Below are 23,366 nucleotides of genomic sequence, written 5' to 3' on the forward strand. Positions count from 1 at the left end.
AGCAAAGAAAAAGGCAGTGGGGAATTTCTGAATGTTTCAATTGATCTGGGAAGAGGGAAATTTAAGTTCATTCCTTCCCGAAGTGGCGCAATTTTCACGCATGAATATTCATTATCATGTTTGATAAAGAGGAGTTATTAGACGTTATGCCCTCATGTTATTTTTATCATCCAAATACCCAAAATGGGTCGTTATGACGGGCGCTATGGATTAATTCTTAAAGGGAAAGGGAATTTCCAAGCGTTATCTTCTTTCTAGCAATCAGCAATAATGATTCGTTGGGAGCCCTTAGCATGTAAACTCCAAAACAAAGATGCTGGTTGTTGCCTCCCAAGAATGCTGACTTTATAAATTCAGATTTCATTCAGCTTTTGACTTTAGTTTAGGGAATTTACTGAAAGAATTAACTGTTGTTTTTTTAAAATTTCGAATCGTCGCAAAGAGGGCGGAGCTTTTCAAAAGCTCAGTTGCGTTCGATAAATTCTTTTATATTTCTGAAGATTGGGTAATTTTAGAGGTTAAATTATTGGTTTCTTATGAAGAAGTCTCTACTGAGTTTGGTAATCCTATGTGTGGTATTGTTTTCATGTTCCAGCGATGAAAAAGAGTGGAGATCAAAGGTTGACCGGGCCGATTTTTTACATCGTTCTGTAAAACAAGTCACAGATGTCATTGTGCATGATATTTTTTCGCCCCCGGTTGCGTCGCGTATATATGCGTATATGAGTGTTGCAGGCTATGAAGCTGCTATTCACCGTGATCAACAATATGTGTCAATGGCGGGCCAGCTAAATGGACTTGAGACTGTCCCCGCACCTCAAGATGGCGTAGAGTATTGCTATCAGCTTTCCGCAGTTCAGGCAATGTTAAAAGTTGGAAGAAATTTGGTCTTCTCGGAAGACAAAATGGATGCTTTTTATGAAAAGATCATGAAAGAATTTAGGGACACTGGCATACCCGATGAGGTTTATGAACGGTCTGTCGCCTACGGTACCCAAGTGGCTGATCACATCATCGCATGGTCAAGTAAAGACAATTATAAACAAAGTCGTTCCTTTCCGAAATATTCTATTTTAGATGATCCGGCGACGTGGAAACCAACGCCGCCTGCCTATATGGATGCCATCGAACCGCACTGGAATAAGATTCGTACATTCGGAATAGACTCCGCCGGGCAATTTAAACCTAAGCCGCCAACCCCTTTCTCGATAGACAAAGAAAGCACTTTCTATAAGGAAGCCTTAGAAGTCTATGACATCGGAAAAAAAATGACACAAGAACAACGTGAAATCGCTTCCTTTTGGGATTGTAATCCATTTGTGATGAATGTAAAGGGCCATGTGATGTTTGCTACAAAGAAAATTTCACCAGGTGGGCATTGGATGAATATTACACACGTGGCGTGTGCGAAGACCAAAGCAGACTTTGTAAAGGCGGCGGAAGCTTACATGCGAGTATCCGTATCGTTATTCGACGGTTTTGTGTCATGCTGGGACGAGAAGTATAGAAGCAGATTAATACGCCCTGAAACCTACATAAATCAATACATAGACGAAAACTGGGTGCCACTTTTACAAACACCGCCCTTCCCTGAGTATACCAGTGGCCATAGCGTTATTTCTGCCGCCGCAGCGGTAACATTAACAGATCTTTTTGGTGATAACTTTTCTTTTGTTGATTCTACTGAAATTGAGTTTGGCCTAACATCCCGGTCGTTTAAATCCTTTCAAGAAGCATGCGAAGAGGCGGCAGTTAGTAGGATGTATGGCGGAATACACTACAGGCCTGCGTTTGAACTTGGACTCGTGGAAGGTAAGGCAGTGGGTACCTATATCCTCTCCAAAATAAAAACAAGGAGAGAAGACTTAACAATCAGCCAATAGGTTAAAACCAAATTGGTCGTTGATAAGTACTGTTGCGAAGTGAACTACAATCCAAGCAACGTGACGGATACTCTTGAAAATTCCGGTTGTTATAAGTACAAGTCGTAACTAGCAAAGGAAAACCCAAATCCCTTTGTAGTAAGTAAAAACGGTAAAAACTTTCATTTGTAGCCTGGAAGTAACCGTAAACTTTTTCGTCCGGATTTTTGATGTTGTTGATATTACCTTTGATCTCCGCGGGAGGGGTGTCGAAAATGGAGCCTACCTGGTTAGCTACAATATTCACTTTTCTCCAATACTCATAAGCGTCTCTTGTAAGGGACGATTGATATGTGGTGAAATAATGTTTTTCAATAAAGGTCCAATCAACAATTCGTGATACTGCTAAAAGATTTTCGACAGTAGTTGCTTTGACATCTTCGCCATTGAAAAGCACGATACGCTGCGGGTCCGCATCTTGGATAATGAAGCAGGGAGGAGGTACGTAACCAAGCGGGTCGGGAAAATCGGTAGGCGTAAGCAGAAAACTTTCGATTGTATTCCATTTCACGTAGGGTGTCTGTGATCCCGCGGGCAACGTGGAATTTAAATATATTTTTATAAATGGCTCGGTTGACACAATCCCTTCCAGGTCAGTAAATTCTTCTCTCACAAATTCATACGTCGCGGTAACTTGTCCAGCCTGTTGAGGCATTTCCTCCCATGCCGATTCATAGATCTCCCCAGAAGGCGTGGTCACCCGTATCTGGTAGGTTTTTAAAGGTTCACCTGAGATACCTTGCAAAAAATACATCCCTTGATTTGAAGGGTCTTCCGTGTATCCATAGGATTGTCCGCCTTCACTCAATAGAATGACGTCAGCCCCTGACAGCGGGACAGGAAGACGTTCTGTATTTGCTGTTATCCCTAGTTGGACGAAATTCCGCTCCGGGATAGAGCTGACTTGCCCACTGACTACTAATTTTCCTCCAATATTCTCCGTTTCAACCTCTATAGGCGTCAAACAACTACTGAGCAAAAGCGTCGATATCGATCTTACGCATAATTTTATGACGTTGCTTCCTAGTATCATTAAAATTTGAAATTATAAGTTATCGATGGAAGTGCTGCGCCAAGCACTGAAAGTTTAAAAGGCTTTGGGATAAAATAGTTGTTGGCAGGCCGCCTATAGAAAACAGAATATGCGTTGTCGCGTCCCAATAAATTATAAACTGAAAACACCAGGGAGTCGTCTATCTTTTTTACAATGTTTCCAATCGTGAAAGAAAAGTCAATGCGCAAATAATTTGGAATTTTGTATTCGTTTCGATCAGAATAAATGGGAACTACGGTACTACCAACAATATAACTGGATTCAATGGCCGTTAATGGTCGGCCTGTTGTATAGGATACAATGACAGAGAAAGCGCCTTTGTTCCTGAGCTTACGATCAATCACTAAATTAAAAGTGTGTGGCTTATTATAGTTAGAGGAATACCGTTTCCCGTCATTTATAGACTCGGCCCCATTTTGCGATGGAACTCTTAATTCTGTTTGAGAATATGTGTAAGAAATCCAGCCGGTCCATTTTCCTTTTAATCTCCGGATGTATAATTCTCCTCCGTACGCTCGGCCAGATCCGGTAAGTAATTCCGTCTCCAAGTGAGGATTTAGAAATAATGCTGGAAAATCTTTATACTCAACGAGGTTTCTCATGTCTTTGTAAAATAACTCCGCAGAAGTTTCCCACCGATTATCTTTTATATTTAAAAAGTAGCCTATGGAATAGTTATCTGTTACCTGTGGTGGCAAATACTCGTTGCTTACTTGCCAAAGATCAATTGGCGTCGGAGATGTGGTGTTTGAAATCAAATGAATGTACTGACGCATTCTATTATAACTAGCTTTCACGGACTGGCTGGGCGTAATGTTAAACCGGGCGGAGATCCGAGGCTCCAGGCCTCCAAATGTTTTTATACGCTCAAATTTTGAAAAGTATATGGTATCTTCAATCGTTGAAACGGTTTTTGGTACATTGGGCTGATAGGTGTATAACGTATCTTCGCCAAGATGTGTATAATGCGAATATCGAAGCCCCAATGAGATGCTGAAATTTTCGGAAATTTCGTAGTCATCATTGGCGAAAATTGCTAGTTCAACACCATTATTTTTGGCTATTGATTTTCTTTCAATTCGAGGGTTTCCCTTGTAACCTTGCCGTTCTTCTGCTTTGGGTAAATATCCTATGCCTGAAACGCCTGCTATTATGTTGTGTTTTTTACGGATGTAATTTACGGTTTCGCTAATTTGAAAATAATTTAGAGTATTGGTCACTTCTGACGCTTCAACACCAGAAGGGTCAATGAGTGTATTTTTAAAGTGACCATACGAAATGGAAAGGATAGGGGATGCGTTGCGATCTGTGAGGGCTTGCCATTTTCCGTTTACAACATGATTATTCCATGCATATCCAAATTGATCAGAATATTGAAACTCATCAGCACTTGAATAAAATGTTACATCGGTTGTGCTATTGGATGAAAATCTATGACTCCATCCCGCATAGGTATCATAAAAGGATAATTTACTTCTTTTTACGTTCGGGTCGGCGACTTTTTTCAGTAACCAATTCGCATGCGAAATTCTGCCTGCCAACAATATGGAACTCTTACCCGATTTGATTGGCCCTTCGGCAGAAATCCGACTTGTAATCGGGCCCACACCACCCTGAAATTTCCATTTATCAAAATCACCACGCCGTGTTGTAATTTCTAAAACGGACGAAGCTCTCCCTCCAAGATTGGCCGGTACATTTCCTTTGAATAGACTAAAATCTTTGACAATATCCTGATTGAAGGCTGACACAAAACCAAGGGCGTGGGACGTATTGAATAATGGGACGTCATTCAATAAAACAAGATTCTGATCCATCCGCCCGCCTCTGACATTAAATCCGGCGGAGCCTTCGCCTACGCTGCTTACACCCGGTAATAGTTGTAAACTTTTAAGAATATCTACTTCACCCATTAGCGTCGGTAAGGTCTTGATTTCTTGTACATTCAGTTTGGTCAATCCGGGAAGTGATTGTTTAACGTTGCTGTCGATCGCCCGCGATGATATCACTACCTCATCAAGGCCTGTAGTACCCTCCTCCATCTGTATATTGAATAATCCTGAAGACACTATTCGCAGCCTAAGGTAAACGGTTTTCATGCCCACGTGCCTTACCATAATTCGATACCTCCCCGGAGGAAGTTCGAGGACATAACTTCCCGTCTGATCAGTGTAATCAAAATATTTGAATGTTTCGGCAGAAATGGATGCACCCGTCACCGGTTCCCCCGAGTCTTTTTGCGTGACCCTACCCGTAAGAATTAAATTTTGTTTGGGAATTAGTTCAGCTGAGTCGCCGACAACTTGCCAGGCTACATCCCAATCATCTTGAGCAATGGCATGACCGCTGAGCTGTGCGAATAAAATGACCAAGAATACCCTGCAAGTAAAAACAATCATGCTTTAAATTTAAGATCTAACACCAAAGACACCGAACGCGTTGTGTTACATTGGAAAGACTCAGTAAATCTTTTCGAAACATCATCTCCTACTGATTTATACCCAATTACGATTTTGGGGCGCCATAAACCAAATCCAATTGAAACTTAAATGTGAGATTCAAAAAAAGGGAACCGGCGATAATGAAAATTTCCAAATGTTTATTTTCATATCAATACAATCGATATAAGTTTAATATATTGGCACAAACCAAGAAACAAATATGTCGCCTTACGTTGCAGAATTTTTCGGCACCATGGTCCTTATTTTACTAGGAAATGGTGTCGTTGCTGGTGTTCTATTAAAAAATTCCAAGGCAGAAAATGCCGGATGGCTAACCATTGTGATTGGCTGGGGACTAGCTGTCACCTTAGCCATTTATGCCGTCGGAAGAATCAGCAATGCTCACCTTAACCCTGCGATTACAATAGCGCTTTGGGCTACCGGTGACTTTCAATCTAATTTAGTGTTCGGTTATCTTGTAGCACAATTTTCCGGCGCATTTGTGGGCGCAGTATTGGTATGGATACATTACTTACCCCATTGGAAATTGACGGACAATGCCGGGTTAAAGCTCGCGATATTCAGTTGCGCGCCGGCCATTCGTTCAACGCTGCCAAATCTGATCAGTGAAATTATTGGTACCATGGTTCTTGTTACCGCCATACTTTTTATCGGAGCAAATAAATTTGCCGATGGGCTGAATCCCTTAATCGTTGGGGCATTGATAACTTCTATTGGCTTAAGTTTGGGTGGTACAACAGGTTTTGCAATTAATCCCGCGCGCGACCTAGGCCCGCGCATTGCACATTTTCTGCTGCCAATTCCGGGAAAAGGGTCATCTGACTGGTCATACAGTTGGATACCAGTAGTAGGTCCGTTGATCGGTGGCCTTCTTGGAGCGGGCTTGTATGAGATCCTATTTGAATTATGATTTTGAATTGCCTCCCGTCCCCACGTAAACACCTAAACACATAAACACCAGAATACCTCAACACTTCAGCACTCCTATGAAATATATCATTGCACTAGATCAAGGTACCACCAGTTCACGCGCAGTACTGTTTAAAGAAGATGGGCAGATTCTTGGAATTGCCCAACAGGAATTTAGACAAATATTTCCTCAGTCGGGGTGGGTAGAACATGATGCCAATGAAATTCTGGCGACGCAATTAGGTGTCCTTGACAGGGTGGTTCGCGAACATAATATTGATGCGGCATCTATCGCCGCCGTTGGTATAACCAATCAACGTGAAACCGCAGTGCTCTGGGATCGAAAAACCGGCCAGCCGATTTATAACGCTATTGTGTGGCAAGACAAACGTACAGCACCACTATGCGAAGATTTAAAAAAAAGAGGACTAGACGACTATGTAAAGGAGCATACGGGTCTCGTCATTGACTCATATTTTTCTGCTACCAAAATAAAGTGGATGCTGGACAATGTACCAAATGCAAAAGAAAAGGCGAAGCGAGGCGAACTTGTTTTTGGTACGATTGATACGTGGCTTATCTGGAACATGACCCAGGGAAAAAGCCATGTAACAGATTATACCAATGCATCGCGCACGATGCTGTATGATATCAAAGCTTTAGCCTGGGATAAGAAATTGTTAAATGAACTTGAAATACCGGAGTCGGTACTTCCCGAAGTAAAACCTTCCGCAGCGAACTTTGGCACGTTTAAGTTCAACGGTAAGGATATACCCATTGCGGGCGTCGCCGGCGATCAGCAAGCTGCATTATTTGGACAAGCGTGTTTTGAACCGGGTATGGCGAAAAACACCTATGGCACAGGTTGCTTTATGCTCATGAATACCGGAACGAAAATCCAACATTCAAAAAATGGTTTGATAACCACAATTGCCTGGGGACTTGAGAACAAAGTGGAATATGCATTGGAAGGAAGTGTCTTCATTGCAGGTGCAGCTGTTCAGTGGCTGCGTGATAGTTTACATTTGATTGATCAATCAAAGGATTCTGAATATTTTGCAATGAAAGCACTGGGTTCGAACGAAGTATATGTAGTTCCGGCATTTGCCGGACTGGGTGCTCCTTATTGGGATATGTATGCACGGGGTGCAATTTTTGGATTAACCCGGGACACCGGAAAAGACCACATCATCAAAGCTACGCTCGAATCATTGGCCTATCAGACCAAAGATATTTTAAATGCAATGGAAGAAGACGCAGGAATTAAATTGGCAAGCTTGAAAGTTGACGGCGGTGCTTCGGCAAATAATATCCTGATGCAATTTCAAGCAGACATATTGAACACCAAAGTGGAACGGCCCGAAGTAATTGAATCAACAGCCATGGGCGCAGCTTATCTGGCTGGCATTCAGATAGGTCTTTGGAAAAAAGAAATCATTGTTCGTAATAGGAGAATTCAAAAAACGTTCATATCGAAAATGGATGAAGATACCCGCGTCCGGTTGTACAACGGATGGAAGAAAGCGGTGAAGCGTTCGATGGATTGGGTAGATGATAAATAAATGGCGAAGATTAAACTCATTAAGTCATTTGATACGTTCAAATTCTCTTTTCCTCTGGACATAAAATAGTGTAAAGCCCGTTGCAGGAACGTTGTTGACTTTCAAAACTACCTGTTTCTCACGGCATTAATCAAATCACAAACTCATGATAAAATTTTCATTCTCCGATCGCCAGGCAATCATGAACAAGCTCTCCACAGAGCATTATGATCTGCTTGTGATCGGTGGTGGAATTACAGGTGCTGGTATTGCACTTGATGCGGCATCTCGCGGATTAAAAACAGCGCTCGTTGAAAAAAATGATTTTGCCTTTGGTACCAGTAGTCGGTCTACGAAACTCATCCACGGTGGACTTCGATATCTCAAGCAACTTGAATTCGGACTTGTTAAGGAGGTCGGCAGTGAACGTGCCATTGTTCATCGACTGGCACCGCATCTTGTTATTCCTGAAAAAATGCTTTTGCCGCTTTCTGAAAAAAAAGGCTTAGGGTATGGGTTGACTTCCATCGGGCTAAAGATCTATGATTGGCTTGCCGGAGTTAAAGCGGAGGACCAGCGAAAAATGTTGACCAAACCACAAACGCTGAAATATGAACCGCTTCTAAAAAAAGACGACGTAAAAGGGGGAGCTATCTATGCGGAATATAGAACGGACGATGCCCGGCTAACCATTGAGATTGTTAAAACGGCAGCTGCTGAAGGCGCGGATCTTTTGAGTTATGCCAGGGCAGAAGAATTTATTTATGAAAATGGTAATATAGTTGGGGCGAAAATTGCAGATCAGTTATCCAATAACTTTTTTGCGATCCGCGCCACGGTTACGGTAAATGCGGCTGGTCCTTGGGTTGACGAGTTGCGCGACATCAATAAATCAAAAGAAGGAAAATGGCTACACCTGACAAAAGGTGTGCATATTGTTCTACCACGTGCAAAGCTTCCGGTGAAACAAGCCATTTATTTCAATGTAGACGATGGTCGAATGATATTCGCTATACCGAGGGGCAGAACAACCTACGTGGGAACAACGGACACTTTTTATGATGGGGATAAGGACCGGGTGTTCACTACTAGACAAGATGCTGAATACCTCATTGCCGCTGTCAATACAAATTTCCCTTCTGTTACGTTAGGCCTATCCGACGTCGAATCAAGTTGGGCAGGGTTAAGGCCGCTGATTCATGAGGAAGGTAAGTCTGCTTCTGAGCTTTCACGCAAAGATGAAATTTTTGAATCACCCAGCAGATTGATATCGATTGCCGGCGGCAAACTTACTGGCTATCGAAAAATGGCTGAACGTGTTGTTAACCTGGTCATAAAAAAATACTTCGAAAAAAAATCACTCAAAGAATGCAGAACTCATCTTATTAAGTTGGGAGGTAATGCCTTTAAAGACGGTAAGGAAGTAAAGAAGTTTGTCCTTTCCCTCACGGACAAACTCAAAGACAGTAACCTGCCTCCTCATACGGCCTCATATCTCGTGGAGAATTATGGTCAACAGGTTGTCATCATACTGGACCATTGGGCTGATCGTGACACACAAGAAAATCCTGAGCTTTCATTGTTAAAAGCTGAACTTATTTTTTGCATTCAATACGAAATGGTATGCACGCTCGCGGACTTCTTCGTTCGAAGAACAGGCCTAATTAATTTTGATATTCAGAAAGTCATTCGGTGCAAAACAGAAATTGCTGAGGTATGTAAAATTTACCTGGGCTGGAGCAACGAGCGGGTATCTAAAGAGTTGAATGAATTGGACCAACTCATTGCGTCTATTACTGCATTTTCAAAATGAATGCGTCGCGATCAACAACTTGAACCAGCATAACCGATGCAGTTAACTCGTAACCCTGGGCTATGCACCAACTAACTTCATTCCCACGCATAGCAGTCATTTAAAATGTTGCTAAGTCAGATACAAGGCAAAAAGTTAGCGACTATCCGCCACCCCCTAAAAGCCCCCAACCATCCATCAAATTAAAATCAAACAGCTAATTGTTTTCAGCCCCAGACTATTAAATTACATCCCGTAAACGATGGCATAAAAGAAACTATGACGACTAGACAAAGCATGGCACACAAAAACATCTTGTGGGGAATTGACATGGGCGGAACAAAAATTGAGGGACTGATCTTAAAAAATCAGGATGAACCTGAGGTACTTTTCCGGGATCGCGTTCCTACCGAGGCAGCGCAGGGGTATCAGCACATCCTTGACCAGGTCAAAAAAATCGTGGACATGATGGAAAAGGAAGCTGGCTACAAACCCGATCGGATTGGATTTAGCACACCCGGCGTTTTAGATCCTAAGTTAGGTACCATGAAAAACTGCAATACTACGGTCATGAATGGTCAACGCATGAAAGATGACCTGGAAAACATGCTGGGTATAAAAGTCGAGATGGCAAATGACGCCGATTGCTTTGCGTTAGCAGAAGCGAGATACGGCGTTGTCAAAGAACGGTTCCCCGATGCACGGGTAGTTTTTGGCGTGATTATGGGTACAGGTGTTGGTGGTGGAATCGTTGTTGACGGCCGTGCCATCATAGGATTGCAAGGCATTGCAGGCGAGTGGGGTCACAATTTTTTGGATGAGTCGGGCGGACCTTGTTATTGTGGTAAAACCGGTTGTGTTGAAAATGTTATTTCTGGTCCTGCACTTGAGAAATATTACTTTAAAGAAACCGGCAATCGAAAGCCACTGAAAGACATTGTCGCTTTAGCAGAATCAAAGGTTGACCCCACAGCACAACGCACCATGCTAAGATTGATCGAATTTTTTGGAAAAGGTTTAAGCGTCGTCATCAATATTCTGGATCCTGATGTAATCGTAATTGGAGGAGGGGTAGGGAATATTGATTTGCTGTACGACCGTGGATTGGATTCGGTGAAAAAGTATGTTTTTAATAACAGACTCGATACACCGATTGTTAGACCTTCATTGGGTGATAGTGCAGGTGTATTTGGTGCTGCTTTTTTGGTAAGTTGATTTCGTCTGTATGGGCCATAAGATAATTCCTGTTTTGCGGATTTTTGATTATGCGAAGGCTCATGAGTTCTATATGGATTGGCTTGAATTCACCATCGACTGGGAGCATCGTTTTGAAAGCAACGCACCTTTGTATCTACAGATCTCACGGGAGCACATAACCCTGCATTTATCAGAGCATCATGGTGACGCAAGTCCAGGCGCAAAAGTTTTTATCGAATTCCAAAACATTGCAGCGTATCACCACCTTTTAACCAGCAAGAATTATAAATTTAATAAACCAGGATTGGAGAAAAGTCCATGGAATGCAATCTGCATGGAGGTAACTGATCCCTTTGGAAATAAACTGTTATTTAGCGAAAGCCAGGAATAGAATCAGCTAGGCTACTCGTATAAATTTGCAAACATTTAACCTTAACTTTTAAAGCTTCGAACTCCAAACGAATGAAACGAATCGCTATCCTGGGTCCAATACCACGTGACCATATTGTAACCCATCAGGGAGATCTCATACAGAAATGGGGATGTGTAACCCACCCTGTAATTGCTTTATCAACGATGGTTGGCAACAAAATGGAAATCATTCCAGTATCGCATGTTCGTCAAGTGGATCTTGATAACGTTCGTGAAGTATTTCATGGATATCCTGGAATAAACTTGAAACATCTCTCCAGTAAGAAAGACCAGGGCGACATTATCAGTCTGAAATTTGTAGATATGAATAACCGGTTAGAACGACAAACCGGATTTATGGATCCTATCTTACCCGACGATGTAAAAGGCTTAATGGATTGCGATGTGTTTGTGTTTATTCCTATCAGTGATTATGAAATTTCCCTGGAAACACTTCAATACATTAAGGCAAACAGCAAGGGAATTATTGTTTTTGATGCACACGGCCCTACAACGGCGTGCCTATACACTGGTGAACGGCAACGCAAATTCTGGATTGACCGTGATCAATGGTTGCCTTACATCGATGTTTTAAAGATGAACCAGGAAGAAGCTAACGCTTCATGGTTTAAAAAAGAATATGAGAGCAGGGATTTTTCCGAATCGCCTGATATTAATAGGGAAGAAATGCGTGATTTTGCAAATCATTGTTTAAGCATCGGTGTAAAATGTCTTTATATAACCGTCGATTCGCGCGGTTGTCTTGTGTATTACAAGGAGAAAGGGAAACTTAAAGAAGAGATGGTGCCTGCCGTTAAAGTTGCGCAAGTTATAGATACCACCGGCTGCGGTGATTCCTTTGCAGGAGGTATTGGTTTCGGATTAGCCCAGAATCCGAAGGATTATATCAGGGCAGCGCAATATGGAAATACCTTAGGTGCTTTAAGAACCCAGGGTAAAACGTTTGCAGTATTTAAATCTTTGGAAGAAACGGATAAAATCATTCAGGAAACCTATTTTTGAGGCATATTGAAAACAAGAAATTGAATTTGATCAGAGCCTGTATTTTCGATCTTGATGGTGTATTAGTAGATACTGCCCATTATCATTTTTTGGCGTGGAAGCGATTAGCAAACGAGTTGGGTTTTGAATTAACACCCGCTGATAATGAGCAGTTGAAAGGAGTGAGCCGTATGCAATCCCTTGACATTGTATTACAATTGGGTGGCATCACAGCAACGGAGCATGAAAAAGAAGTCCTGGCGAATAAAAAAAACGCCTGGTTCAACGACTTTGTGGATCGCATGATGCCAGAAGAAATCTTTCCGGGCGTAAAACAGCTTATTCGGGAATTGAAAGCAAAAGGAGTGAAAGTTGGGCTTGCCTCTAGTAGTAAAAATGCAAAAACCGTTATTCAGCTCCTTGGTATTCAAAATGAATTCGATGCGATTGTTGATGGTACAATGATTGTGAACTCAAAACCACATCCTGAAATCTTTTTATTAACAGCGGAAAAATTGGGTATTGTCCCGGAGGAATGTCTGGTCTTTGAAGATGCCGAAGCCGGCGTTGAAGCTGCATTGGCTGCAGGAATGAAATGTGTTGGTGTTGGAAGCCCGTTGCAACTGAATCGAGCGCATGAAGTAGTAGCTAAAACTGCCGATTTTAAAATTACAGAATTAGCAAAACTGTAACATTCATTCCATGTTAAGTATATAACTTTGGAACTTAGGCGTAGCACGCAACATAAAAACAACGAATCCCGATAACAGTCGGGATGTTTAACTTAACCTTCCCATGAAGCAGTATCTCAAGCATCACGAATGGCATATCATTGAAGAAGGACTTGATCCGCATACCAATAAAATTTCAGAAAGTGTTTTCAGCATCGGCAATGGCCGGATGGGTCAACGCGCAAACTTCGAAGAAGAATATACAGGCGAAACGTTGCGCGGTAGTTATGTCGCCGGAGTCTACTACCCTGATAAGACACGGGTAGGCTGGTGGAAGAATGGTTACCCGGAATATTTTGCGAAGGTTCTAAATGCGCCCGACTGGATCGGCATACATGTGAGAATCGATGATCAAAAACTGGATTTAGCCAAATGCAAGGTTGAAGATTTTAAACGTGTGCTGGATATGAAGGCAGGACTTCTCATGAGAAGTTTTGCCGCTACACTTCCTGATGGAAAGAAAGTACGCGTGGAGTCGAAAAGGTTTTGCAGCATGGCCCGCGGCGAAGTGGGCGCTATCCGATATTCAATCACACCCTTAAATTTTTCTTCGAAGGGAACGTTGTCAATCTTTGTTAATGCAGATGTGGTAAACAAAGATTCAAACTATGATGAGAAATTTTGGGAGGAAATCTATAAAGAAGGCTCGGAAGGAATAGCAATCGTTACGGCACAAACAAAAAAGACCTTTTTTCATGTAACGACAGGTATGCGTTACGTTATTCTCTCGGATGGTAAAAAAATAAAACCGGAGAGAATCAATATCGAACAACGTGAGAAATTTTCCGGCAACATCGTCCAACTTAATCTTGAAGAAGGAAAAGAATTAGTGGTGTACAAATATGCTGCGATCTTATCTTCCGAAAATCATCCTAAAGAAAAACTTGTTGAAAATTGCAGGAAGGTTTTAGATGAAGCATTTGATGCGGGATTCGAGACACTGTTTGCAGAGCACGAAAAAGTATGGGCACATAAATGGGAGGAATGTGACATTACAATTGACGGCGATGTTGCAGCACAACAGGGAATTCGATTTAACATATTTCAACTGAGCCAGACGTACACTGGCGAAGATGAGCGTTTGAATATAGGGCCGAAGGGATTTACAGGTGAAAAATATGGCGGAAGCACATACTGGGACACTGAGGCTTATTGTATTCCATTTTACCTGGGTACAGCCGAACAAAAAGTTGCAAGAAATTTATTGATCTATCGCTACAAACACCTGCCAAAGGCAATTGAAAATGCGCGGAAGCTAGGATTCAAAGATGGCGCGGCATTTTATCCTTTTGTCACGATGAATGGTGAAGAATGTCACAATGAGTGGGAAATCACGTTTGAGGAAATACATAGAACGAGCGCGATGGCATATGCAATTCGTGATTACATAGATTATACCGGCGACAGTCATTACTTGGCGGAGTTCGGCCTTGAAGTACTGATCGGCATTTCAAGGTTCTGGGCACAACGGGTAAACTGGTCTTCGGATAAAAATAAGTATGTTATCCTGGGCGTTACCGGCCCGAATGAATATGAAAATAATGTGAACAATAACTGGTACACCAATTACCTGGGTGTTTGGACGTTAAAATATACCCAACAGGCGATTGATTATGTGAAGAAGGAAGACCCAAAAAGGTTTTCAGAGATTGTCGAAAAAACCAAACTAAACGAAAAGGAAGAAACAGCAAACTGGAAAGAAATTGCTACCAAAATGTATTTCCCGGAAGATGAGAAGCGGGGTGTTTTCCTGCAACAAGATGGGTTTCTTGATAAAGAACTTTTGAGGGTTACGGAACTAAAACCGGAAGATCGCCCCATCAATCAGAAGTGGTCGTGGGATAGAATTCTTCGTTCATGTTTCATCAAGCAAGCAGATGTGCTTCAGGGATTGTATCTGTTTGAGGATGATTTTGAACAGGAGAGTATTCGGAAGAATTTTGATTTCTATGAACCGATGACCGTCCACGAATCATCGTTATCGCCGTGCGTTCACGCTATTCTCGCTTCTAAATTAGGATACAAAGAACGGGCATACGAATTCTACTTGCGCACCGCCCGCTTGGATCTTGACGATTATAATAATGACACGGAAGAAGGTTGTCATATTACATCCATGGCAGGTACGTGGATGAGTGTTGTAAAAGGATTTGGAGGTATGCGTGTTAAGGAAGGTAAACTTCATTTCAACCCATTTATTCCCGACAAATGGAAATCATATTCCTTTCGCTTGGAATTCAGAAATAGGGTAATAAAACTCACGGTAACAAAGGATAGCTGTGAAACGATTCTGGAATCAGGGGAACCAATGGAGATTGTGCTCAAGGATGAAGTGAAAGAATTAAAGTAATCGCCTTTTGCAGATAAAGAATCAGGAGCTTTGGCTCTTTTTTTTTGTTAATCTCATTGATAATTGACTTAACAATTGCCTTGTGTTGCAATAAATCAATGGCGTGCGATCAAAGAAAACGATCCTCGTCTAATCCGTTTCGCAGCGGTTATCTATCATGCCTACGGCACTCCTCAAATCTTTAATTAAGCGCTACCAATATTTGATGTCTAACGGTACCGGTTGCGCTGCCTCAAAAACTTTACACATAGATTCGGATATGTGAAGCAAAAACACAAAGTCAAAAAAGAATGGATTCCATTGTGCTGTAGGTCCTATAAGGACGATGTATATAAGGAATGATTATTTATAAAAAAGATCATTACATATATTTGCCGATCATAGCACATTGATTGAACATGAACAACATCAACACAGTAAAAAAAATGTATGAACTTTTTGCCACGAAGGACTATGAGGCCATTAAAAACATTTTTGATGAAAATATAAGATGGAATCAGATGAAAGGTTTCCCTGACGGCGGACAATACATAGGAGCGGAGGCGATTTTTGAAAAAGTGTTTGACGGATTTAGAAAAGATTGGACTGGCTGGAAAGCTACCATTACCCGTTACATTGACAGTGGAGACGGTGTTTTTGTTGTAGGGTTTTACGAAGGCACTTACAACACAACAGGACGATCATTGCGGGCAGAATTTGCTTGCGAGTATAAAGTTAAGGAGGGAAAAATTACAGAATTCAATCAGTATACAGATACATTTCTAATCGGGCAAGCCATGGGATGGACACAGGAATCAAAGAACACACGAGCAATTTAAAAATTTACGGTGTTGGTTTGCGCCTGTTAACATCATTATATTTTAATAACGCCGTCTTGTGAATCGGATGGATTTGCATTTTAGTTTTGTTACTCAAATACAATGAGACAAGCCATATTCTTGTTAGCGATATTTGCTGTATCCAAACTTTATGGACAGGCAAATCTATCAACACCATTTCACGACTGTAACATTAAAGGCAGTATTACTATTTATGATTACAATGCCAAGAAATGGATATCGAGTGATATTACAGATAGTCACTTTGGTACACTGCCAGCTTCTACCTTTAAAATTATCAATACACTGATTGCGCTTGAAACAGGTGTGATCGATAACGAAAACTCAATCGTAAAATGGCCGGGGGAAACGGATACGATTAAGTATGGCCATCGCCCCGATATTTATCATGACATCAGCATCAAGGAGGCATTCAAACTATCCGCCGGTTGGGCATATGTTGAATTATCCAAAAGAATAGGCAAGGAGCGATACAAGCGTTTTCTTGTGGATGCTCATTACGGAAATGCAGACGTATCAATTAAAGATCCGGATTTCTGGAATTTTGGAAAACTTGCAATTTCTCCAGCTAATCAAATTGAAATGTTAATTGGCGTGCACGAAGAGACGCTTCCATTCTCCAAAAAGTCATTCTCCATCCTGAAAGAAATGATGATAGAAGAACAAACTAACAACTATACGCTCAGGGCGAAAACAGGGTGGACGCGGGATGGAGGGAAAGACACTGGCTGGTGGGTCGGCTATGTTGAACGAAAGGATAATATTTATTTCTTTGCCACAAGGCTTATTAAAGATCGGACAACGTTCAACCCCGATTTCGGAAAATGCAGAAAGGAAATCACTAAGACAATTTTAAGGCAGATGGGGGTAATAGATTAAAACCTCGGACGTGCAGAATGTTAAACGTTACTGATCTATGGTGCCCATTTTGATTTCAACTGCTCTGCGACTAAATTTATTGTTCAAACGGAGTGATCTGTAAAGTTAGCGTGCTTACTTATGCTTCAAGTTTTTCGCGATTGAACATGAAAGAAACCCTGCTCATAATATTTTTATTCGCAACGAACTATATTTTTGGCCAGTCGAATAGTGAAAAATTTAAAAACGAAATTCTATCTGATGAATATCTTGTCAAGACAGATATCAGAAATGAATTTATTAAATATGATATCTCTGATATTTTGACCAAAACTGAAAACTCCAGGATTTTTGGATTCATAGGAGACGACTATCAACGAATTCGCGTAAAGCTAATTTCCGTAATTAAGAATAATGACAAACCAAGCCAGTACTTTGTTTATGGAAAAAGTATGGTAAAAGAAAACGTCTGTGATTTTCAGGGGACGATCACTGTAACAAATGTATTCAATACCAGAAATCCCGAAATCCCGGAAGCAAAACAGGGCAAAATTATCGGCGAATATCTGTTCTATGAAAACCCATCACAAAAACACGTGGGACTATTCAAAGGAGTTTTTAGTTCGAATTGGTACATCGACAAAGACGAAAATCTTAAGTACGATGACTTGTCAGCCGTAGCGGACACTTTTAATAACAATGGATTTGTGGGAACCTGGACCAGTTATGTCGGAACGGTATCGAAAGTTTGCAATTGGGGAGATAGAAGAATACCAATGGCGGGAAATCTTGACGTAGGGGTAGGTGAATTTTATCCTGATAAAAAGTACCAGGCAAAGGGTTGGACCAGTTACATCGAGGCATACAACGGTGGAAATGACAAAGAAAAGATCGACAAAGCCCGAAAGATCGAACAAGCCAAATGGTGGAAATGAAACCGGTAGGGTAAACGTTAGCAAAATTGCTTACAAGATGAAATTAATCTTTTCAATAATACTGATACTCCCTACGTTTGCCCTAATTGGACAAAACGGTTATATCAAACTTCAAAATGATTCAACACTTACAGGATATTTGCGGTACTATACTTCAATCAAGGACGGCCATCAGGGAATTGAATTCTGGAGAACCAAGAAAGATAAGGAACCCCTAAAAATATCAAAGCAGAGAATTAATGAATATGCTATTAAAAAGGACACCTTCAAAGTGCTGCATCAATTCACACCATTTCCCGACAACGAAACATTCTTTGAAATAGTCGACGCTAAATTAAAGTCAAGTGGTAAGATCAATTTATATATTATTGATAATTATCAAAATGTAAATCGCGTCAGCACGTATACCGGAGGCGGAATTATTCCTGCAATTGTCGATGAGAGTCTGGGGAATTATACGTACATATATATTCTCGAAGACAAAGAAACCGGCTTTTTAAAAGCCTTGCCTTCCAAGAGAGAAAAATTATTAGAATCGTTAGCTGACTTTTTCCCTGAAAAATATATTAAAAAATACGACGAGGTGAAGGGTAAGGTAAATTACCGGTCAGTTCCGGCCCTTGTGAAATTATACAATTCAAAGTAACACCCTCCCGCAACTCATCGAACATACAATAATTGGACAGGGTCTTTAGGATATAATTTTAACAGATTCTCAACCTCCGCTCTGGATCACTTTCCATCATCGTCAGCACTGTCCTCATCAGCCTCAAGATCAGACGCTGCAGAAAACTTGAGCTTTGCTTCTCGCAATATTCGTTGAACCCATTCACTATACATCTTACCCGAGGGATGCAACCCATCAAAAGCTACCAGGTCCGGTTCTTTCAAACCTCTCCTAGAAATATCGGTGATGTTAATGTATTCTATATTATATTTCTTGGTGATCGATTCATTTACGGCATTAAAAGCATCTATTCCTTTGCTAATAACTTGCTGCTTCTCTTTTCCAAAAGGTGTGTACCCGTAATCTGGAATCGATAATACAAATACGCGTGATTTAATTCCGCCGGCAAGTTTGAGCGCGGTTTGCAATAGCTCTTCAAACTCAGGTCGATAACTTTCAACAGATTTTCCCTGGTAATAATTATTCACACCAATAAGCAATGACACCAGCGTATATTCAGATTTTATCTTCGCGTCCTTGATTGCTTCTCTCAGGTTATCCGTTCTCCATCCTGTAACAGCAATAATTTTACACTCTACATAATCCAGTCCGCGCACACTCAGGGAATCCAAGAGTTGAATTGGCCAGCGATCATTTGCCACCACGCTCTCACCAATGGTGTACGAATCACCAAGGGCTAAAAATTTTACATTGTCCTCAATTATTAACTGCGCCATTGTCGATGATGAAATCAAAAATAGGAGTGGAGTCAGCACTTTCATAATAAATCAAACAGTAGGTCTTTAAATTTTGTTGACTTACGACAAAAACAAAGAGGATGGTTTTCGCCATCCTCCGTTATTATTCAGGTAATACATATTGCTTTCAATCAATGGGCAGTTGCAGCCTTTCTTCTTCGAACCCAGAATAAAAGAATGGTGAACAACACAATCAGGATGATTGGAAATGTCAACATCTTTTGTAGCGTTGCTTGCCCAGCAGCAAGTTCCAATGCATCACCCGTTAATCCAGTAGATGACGCCTCTTCGCGGGCACTATCGATCCAACCGCCAATAACTGATTGCCAGATGGAAGTTGAAAACATACCTGCAGCACCTACGATAGACATCCCAATCGCACCACTTAAAGGAATTTTTTCCGCGGTAAAGCCAATCATATTCGGCCAGAAATAGCAGACGCCGGTTGCAAATACCACTGCAGCAACATAAGCCATTGCGCCTGTCTGGGTGCTGAATAAAAAGATCCCCAGGGCAGTTAAAATAGCAGAGGCAAGAAGTACACCTGTCTGATCAAACTTATGAACGAACTCACCACCGAAGTACCTTCCGACGGCCATCAATCCAGTGATAAGTGCAAGGATCACCATGGGCTCTGCGCCGCTTTTGGCGAGAATTAATTGGGCCCACTGCGTAGGACCAAACTCAGAGATAGCAGTAAGGGTCATGCAAGCCGTAATAAAAATAAAGAGCGGCGTGGCCATCGCTTTAAGATTACTTGCCAGCGAAGAAACTTCGCCAGTTGGTTCCGGAAATGTTTGTCCGTAAAACAAGTATGCATAAATCAGTGTCGGAATCATGATGATCCATATTTGCGCTTCCCACCCCAAATTCATTTTTGTCATGAACAGGGATACCAGGCTACCGATCACGATACCTCCTGGAAACCACATATGAAATCTATTCAGCAAAGTGTTCATGAGTTTACCGCTGTACGCAGTTGCAATCATCGGATTACAGGCAGCTTCAGTACATCCGTTACCAATTCCAATAAGTAAAGTTGAGATGAGCAGACCGACATATCCACCGGAATAAATCGTCAGCAGGATACCAAGGGTATGTGCAAAAAAGGCAATAATCATGATTTTTTTCGGCCCAACTGACCCGTAAAATATTCCACCCAACACCATTGAAATCGGAAAACCTAAGAACCACATGGAGTTAATTAGTCCGAGTTGTGATGCGCTGAGGCTAAATGTTTCTCCCAGCTGTGGAAGAATACCGGCTCTGATACTGAAGGAAAAAGCAGTTGTGATTAAGGCAAAGCAACTACCGTAAAAGAGTCTTTTATGGTTTTGATCACTCATATATTGTCTGGTTTAAGTTTGTGTACCGGGAAAATAATAATTTTTCAATTACCACGTAGCATGGCCTTACCGTGGCAATAAAGATAGGGTACCTTGGTCAAGGGTCGGATTTCGGTTCCATGTTCTTTGGGTTTCGGTTTATTCCGGTTAAGATGCGCCTAAAAAGAAAATTCTGCAACAGCTTTGTGATTTTGTGTTAGCGAAAGTTAAAAGTGAAGCTATGGACGTTTAGCTTTGTTGGCCATTTCTCGGAAATATTCCCAAATCAAAAGAATTTTATCTGCGTTGCCTTTGCTACTACTCCTGTAATCCATTAACTTTTAACTAGCAAGTTTATCGGCTCCAGAGGACAATAACCTTCTTACAAACCTCTTGTTTTATATACAATCTTTAAACTTAAATATAATATGCGCTGGATCGGTAGACAAGGAAGTGGTAATGTAGAAGACCGTCGGGGGATGGGCGGTGGTGGCAAAATTGCCATTGGCGGTGGTGCAGGTTTGATTATCGTAATCATCAGTTTGCTTCTCGGACAAAATCCACTTGATTACCTCAATGCCGATGGCGGCTCTTCCGCTTATGAACAACAGCAGCAGGTGCCCAGACCTGAGGAAGAGAACCAACAGGCACAGTTTGTGCGAGTTGTGTTAAAGGATACTGAAGATGTTTGGAACGCGCTGTTCCAGCAACGGGGAGAGGCATACCAGGAACCTGTACTGGTGCTATTTACCGGGAGCGGTCAATCGGGGTGCGGGATGGCAAGCGCAGCGATGGGACCATTTTATTGTCCATTGGACTCAAAAGTATATATCGACTTAAGCTTTTATGATGACCTTCAATCACGCTTCGGCGCGCCGGGAGATTTTGCGATGGCATACGTTGTTGCCCATGAAGTTGGTCATCATGTTCAACATTTGTGGGGCATCACAGATAAGGTACATGGAATGCGTGATCGACTCAACGAAGAAGAAAATAACAAGATGTCGGTGAAGCTTGAACTTCAGGCTGATTTTCTGGCCGGAGTCTGGGCACATCATAATCAAAAATTAAATAATATCCTGGAGCCTGGCGATATAGAAGAAGCATTGAATGCGGCGAATGCTATTGGCGATGATCGTCTTCAAAAGCAATCTCAGGGCTATGTGGTACCAGATGCATTTACCCACGGCACTTCCGAACAACGGATGTTTTGGTTTAAGAAAGGTTTCGAGACTGGCGATATTGAGCAGGGAGATACTTTTAGGGAGGATTTGTAGGCAGGCAATTAGTGGTCAGGTATTCTGTGATCAGGTAAACGGTATTGATAGTACCATCGTACTTTTAGGAAAAAAAATCCAAACCCAAGTTTTGAAATATTTTGTGCTTCGATTGAAGTGAGTAGATTTTTTTAAACCGCTATATTTGGCCTATTGAAAAGGCAAAATCTACAAGTCCATCGCATCTATGCAACCTTAATATCAATTGTCATACGTTGGGTCCGTCCCGTCCCGGCATCAATGGATCTATACGAATCTGAAAATAAACCTTAAACTTTAAAATTTAATTTTATGTCAAAGTCACGCGATCAGAAGAAAGAAACAAAAAAACCAGCAGCCAAATCGTTGAAAGAAAAACGTGCCGAGAAGAAAGCAAAGAAGGCTGGTAAGTAAAGTGTAAATTGTTATCCGTTATCCGTATCATTAGAGCGATTCGGATAACGGATAACAAAAAAATATTAATTCAGGGATTTCAATAGTTCTTCATTCATCATTTGATAGTCACGGTTGTTCGCTTCCTTAGCAGCTTTTAAAGATGCATTTGCCGACGCTGAAGCTGCCGTCTTGTCACCAAGGGCTTTTTCAATTTTAGCTTTTTGATGGAGAACCCAGAATGCAGTCGGATTAGCTTTTGCAGCTTCGTCGATCCACACTTTTGCTTGTTTCAAATCTTTACCATTCTCTAGATAATAGACTGCGGCTTGGAAATAGTTGTTAGGATTTACTTTTGTAGATGCTTCAATTGATTTCATAACCTTAGCATCATAATCCGTTGCAATCGTGAATTTTACGGAAGTATTTTCCCAGGCCATCTGAACCTTTGCACTCTTGCTGTCATCAGAAATATCGCCGATGTTAAAGGTTAATGTCTCAACTTTTTCGGCAAGTTTTGTTGGCTTCACTTTAAACTTTGCAGCGTCTTTGCTGGCATCATATGCATTCATATTGCCGCCAAGACCAAGGTCTTTGTACAAGGAAACAGTCCATTCAGTTTCGCCGGGCCATGTGAGAATAAGATATTCACCTTTGGGTACAGCAGTACCTTCAACTTTTACGTCGTCTGAAAATGTGATCTTTGTTCCGTTGTTAGCGCCGGTTCTCCAGATTTTTCCATAAGGCACCAAAGCAGAAGCATCCGTTGTAAAAATTTTTCTACCCTTAACGCGTGGCCTGAAGTAATCAATTTTTACATCGGTAAGTCCCACGACTGTGGACACAGAGCCTGCCGGACTAGGTTGTGGGGTTTGAACCTGGGCCTCCACAACTAGCGATAAAATAGCGAGGGCAACAATCAATAAACTTTTTTTCATTGGTGGTATGTTTATATTTTAAGTTT

At 41.5% G+C, this 23,366-nt stretch carries 19 protein-coding genes; 14 read left to right on the forward strand and 5 right to left on the reverse strand.

Annotated elements, in window-relative coordinates; all coding sequences use genetic code 11:
• Nucleotides 1-536: 536 nt before the first annotated feature.
• Nucleotides 537-1,883: a vanadium-dependent haloperoxidase gene (locus P2W71_RS28265; RefSeq protein WP_276374918.1), complete on the forward strand. Its 1,347-nt coding sequence runs from the start codon at nucleotides 537-539 to the stop codon at nucleotides 1,881-1,883.
• 1 nt (nucleotide 1,884) lies between these two features.
• Here the strand turns inward: P2W71_RS28265 and P2W71_RS28270 are convergent, their stop codons facing one another.
• Complete coding sequence (locus P2W71_RS28270) at nucleotides 1,885-2,886, reverse strand: DUF4249 domain-containing protein (RefSeq protein WP_276374919.1); 1,002 nt, start codon at nucleotides 2,884-2,886, stop codon at nucleotides 1,885-1,887.
• A 68-nt stretch (nucleotides 2,887-2,954) separates the two neighbouring features.
• Entirely contained in the window at nucleotides 2,955-5,375 is a 2,421-nt protein-coding gene (locus P2W71_RS28275; protein ID WP_276374920.1) for a TonB-dependent receptor, read from the reverse strand.
• Between the two features lie 262 nt (nucleotides 5,376-5,637).
• On the opposite strand from P2W71_RS28275, the gene P2W71_RS28280 reads away from it, so the two are divergent.
• The 12 genes from P2W71_RS28280 to P2W71_RS28335 all read left to right on the forward strand — a co-directional run bounded on the left by P2W71_RS28280 (nucleotide 5,638) and on the right by P2W71_RS28335 (nucleotide 18,649).
• Nucleotides 5,638-6,348, forward strand: a complete 711-nt coding sequence (locus tag P2W71_RS28280; RefSeq protein ID WP_276374921.1) for an MIP/aquaporin family protein — start codon at nucleotides 5,638-5,640, stop codon at nucleotides 6,346-6,348.
• A gap of 76 nt (nucleotides 6,349-6,424) precedes the next feature.
• A complete protein-coding gene (gene glpK, locus P2W71_RS28285; RefSeq protein WP_276374922.1) occupies nucleotides 6,425-7,909 on the forward strand; it encodes a glycerol kinase GlpK in 1,485 nt (494 codons plus the stop codon).
• 145 nt (nucleotides 7,910-8,054) lie between these two features.
• Nucleotides 8,055-9,701, forward strand: coding sequence for a glycerol-3-phosphate dehydrogenase/oxidase (locus tag P2W71_RS28290; RefSeq protein WP_276374923.1), 1,647 nt, complete (start codon nucleotides 8,055-8,057; stop codon nucleotides 9,699-9,701).
• A gap of 258 nt (nucleotides 9,702-9,959) precedes the next feature.
• A complete protein-coding gene (locus tag P2W71_RS28295; protein WP_276374924.1) occupies nucleotides 9,960-10,895 on the forward strand; it encodes an ROK family protein in 936 nt (311 codons plus the stop codon).
• Nucleotides 10,896-10,905: 10 nt separating this feature from the next.
• A complete protein-coding gene (locus tag P2W71_RS28300; protein ID WP_276374925.1) occupies nucleotides 10,906-11,268 on the forward strand; it encodes a glyoxalase superfamily protein in 363 nt (120 codons plus the stop codon).
• A 71-nt stretch (nucleotides 11,269-11,339) separates the two neighbouring features.
• Nucleotides 11,340-12,311: a PfkB family carbohydrate kinase gene (locus tag P2W71_RS28305; RefSeq protein ID WP_276374926.1), complete on the forward strand. Its 972-nt coding sequence runs from the start codon at nucleotides 11,340-11,342 to the stop codon at nucleotides 12,309-12,311.
• Nucleotides 12,312-12,337: 26 nt separating this feature from the next.
• Nucleotides 12,338-12,982 (forward strand): beta-phosphoglucomutase, encoded by a 645-nt coding sequence (pgmB, locus tag P2W71_RS28310; RefSeq protein ID WP_276375000.1) that lies wholly within the window; start codon nucleotides 12,338-12,340, stop codon nucleotides 12,980-12,982.
• Nucleotides 12,983-13,085: 103 nt separating this feature from the next.
• Nucleotides 13,086-15,371, forward strand: a complete 2,286-nt coding sequence (locus P2W71_RS28315; RefSeq protein WP_276374927.1) for a glycoside hydrolase family 65 protein — start codon at nucleotides 13,086-13,088, stop codon at nucleotides 15,369-15,371.
• A gap of 398 nt (nucleotides 15,372-15,769) precedes the next feature.
• A complete protein-coding gene (locus tag P2W71_RS28320; RefSeq protein ID WP_276374928.1) occupies nucleotides 15,770-16,189 on the forward strand; it encodes a nuclear transport factor 2 family protein in 420 nt (139 codons plus the stop codon).
• A 102-nt stretch (nucleotides 16,190-16,291) separates the two neighbouring features.
• Nucleotides 16,292-17,089, forward strand: a complete 798-nt coding sequence (locus P2W71_RS28325; protein WP_276374929.1) for a penicillin-binding transpeptidase domain-containing protein — start codon at nucleotides 16,292-16,294, stop codon at nucleotides 17,087-17,089.
• A 146-nt stretch (nucleotides 17,090-17,235) separates the two neighbouring features.
• The gene (locus P2W71_RS28330) at nucleotides 17,236-18,003 is read left to right on the forward strand and encodes a hypothetical protein (RefSeq protein WP_276374930.1); all 768 of its coding nucleotides are present in this window, start codon (nucleotides 17,236-17,238) and stop codon (nucleotides 18,001-18,003) included.
• A 37-nt stretch (nucleotides 18,004-18,040) separates the two neighbouring features.
• A complete protein-coding gene (locus P2W71_RS28335) occupies nucleotides 18,041-18,649 on the forward strand; it encodes a hypothetical protein (protein ID WP_276374931.1) in 609 nt (202 codons plus the stop codon).
• 86 nt (nucleotides 18,650-18,735) lie between these two features.
• Here P2W71_RS28335 and P2W71_RS28340 read toward each other — a convergent pair whose 3' ends face one another.
• Together P2W71_RS28340 and P2W71_RS28345 are read right to left on the reverse strand one after the other, a co-directional pair.
• Nucleotides 18,736-19,407, reverse strand: coding sequence for an SGNH/GDSL hydrolase family protein (locus tag P2W71_RS28340; RefSeq protein ID WP_276374932.1), 672 nt, complete (start codon nucleotides 19,405-19,407; stop codon nucleotides 18,736-18,738).
• Between the two features lie 152 nt (nucleotides 19,408-19,559).
• Complete coding sequence (locus P2W71_RS28345; RefSeq protein ID WP_276374933.1) at nucleotides 19,560-20,774, reverse strand: MFS transporter; 1,215 nt, start codon at nucleotides 20,772-20,774, stop codon at nucleotides 19,560-19,562.
• A 407-nt stretch (nucleotides 20,775-21,181) separates the two neighbouring features.
• Here P2W71_RS28345 and P2W71_RS28350 point away from each other — a divergent pair, with 407 nt between their 5' ends.
• A complete protein-coding gene (locus P2W71_RS28350; RefSeq protein WP_276374934.1) occupies nucleotides 21,182-22,030 on the forward strand; it encodes a neutral zinc metallopeptidase in 849 nt (282 codons plus the stop codon).
• A 458-nt stretch (nucleotides 22,031-22,488) separates the two neighbouring features.
• Here P2W71_RS28350 and P2W71_RS28355 read toward each other — a convergent pair whose 3' ends face one another.
• Entirely contained in the window at nucleotides 22,489-23,340 is an 852-nt protein-coding gene (locus P2W71_RS28355) for a DUF2911 domain-containing protein (RefSeq protein ID WP_276374935.1), read from the reverse strand.
• Between the last annotated feature and the right edge of the window lie 26 nt (nucleotides 23,341-23,366).

The organism is Chryseolinea sp. H1M3-3 (assembly GCF_029360725.1).
Classification (GTDB): domain Bacteria; phylum Bacteroidota; class Bacteroidia; order Cytophagales; family Cyclobacteriaceae; genus Chryseolinea.

Excerpts from the sequence above, each read along its gene's own strand:
- P2W71_RS28265 (WP_276374918.1), top strand. The coding sequence starts at position 537 with ATGAAGAAGTCTCTACTGAGTTTGGTAATCCTATGTGTGGTATTGTTT.
- P2W71_RS28275 (WP_276374920.1), bottom strand. The coding sequence starts at position 5,375 with ATGATTGTTTTTACTTGCAGGGTATTCTTGGTCATTTTATTCGCACAG.
- P2W71_RS28280 (WP_276374921.1), top strand. The coding sequence starts at position 5,638 with ATGTCGCCTTACGTTGCAGAATTTTTCGGCACCATGGTCCTTATTTTA.
- glpK (WP_276374922.1), top strand. The coding sequence starts at position 6,425 with ATGAAATATATCATTGCACTAGATCAAGGTACCACCAGTTCACGCGCA.
- P2W71_RS28290 (WP_276374923.1), top strand. The coding sequence starts at position 8,055 with ATGATAAAATTTTCATTCTCCGATCGCCAGGCAATCATGAACAAGCTC.
- P2W71_RS28295 (WP_276374924.1), top strand. The coding sequence starts at position 9,960 with ATGACGACTAGACAAAGCATGGCACACAAAAACATCTTGTGGGGAATT.
- P2W71_RS28300 (WP_276374925.1), top strand. The coding sequence starts at position 10,906 with ATGGGCCATAAGATAATTCCTGTTTTGCGGATTTTTGATTATGCGAAG.
- P2W71_RS28305 (WP_276374926.1), top strand. The coding sequence starts at position 11,340 with ATGAAACGAATCGCTATCCTGGGTCCAATACCACGTGACCATATTGTA.
- P2W71_RS28315 (WP_276374927.1), top strand. The coding sequence starts at position 13,086 with ATGAAGCAGTATCTCAAGCATCACGAATGGCATATCATTGAAGAAGGA.
- P2W71_RS28320 (WP_276374928.1), top strand. The coding sequence starts at position 15,770 with ATGAACAACATCAACACAGTAAAAAAAATGTATGAACTTTTTGCCACG.
- P2W71_RS28325 (WP_276374929.1), top strand. The coding sequence starts at position 16,292 with ATGAGACAAGCCATATTCTTGTTAGCGATATTTGCTGTATCCAAACTT.
- P2W71_RS28330 (WP_276374930.1), top strand. The coding sequence starts at position 17,236 with ATGAAAGAAACCCTGCTCATAATATTTTTATTCGCAACGAACTATATT.
- P2W71_RS28335 (WP_276374931.1), top strand. The coding sequence starts at position 18,041 with ATGAAATTAATCTTTTCAATAATACTGATACTCCCTACGTTTGCCCTA.
- P2W71_RS28340 (WP_276374932.1), bottom strand. The coding sequence starts at position 19,407 with ATGGCGCAGTTAATAATTGAGGACAATGTAAAATTTTTAGCCCTTGGT.
- P2W71_RS28345 (WP_276374933.1), bottom strand. The coding sequence starts at position 20,774 with ATGAGTGATCAAAACCATAAAAGACTCTTTTACGGTAGTTGCTTTGCC.
- P2W71_RS28350 (WP_276374934.1), top strand. The coding sequence starts at position 21,182 with ATGCGCTGGATCGGTAGACAAGGAAGTGGTAATGTAGAAGACCGTCGG.
- P2W71_RS28355 (WP_276374935.1), bottom strand. The coding sequence starts at position 23,340 with ATGAAAAAAAGTTTATTGATTGTTGCCCTCGCTATTTTATCGCTAGTT.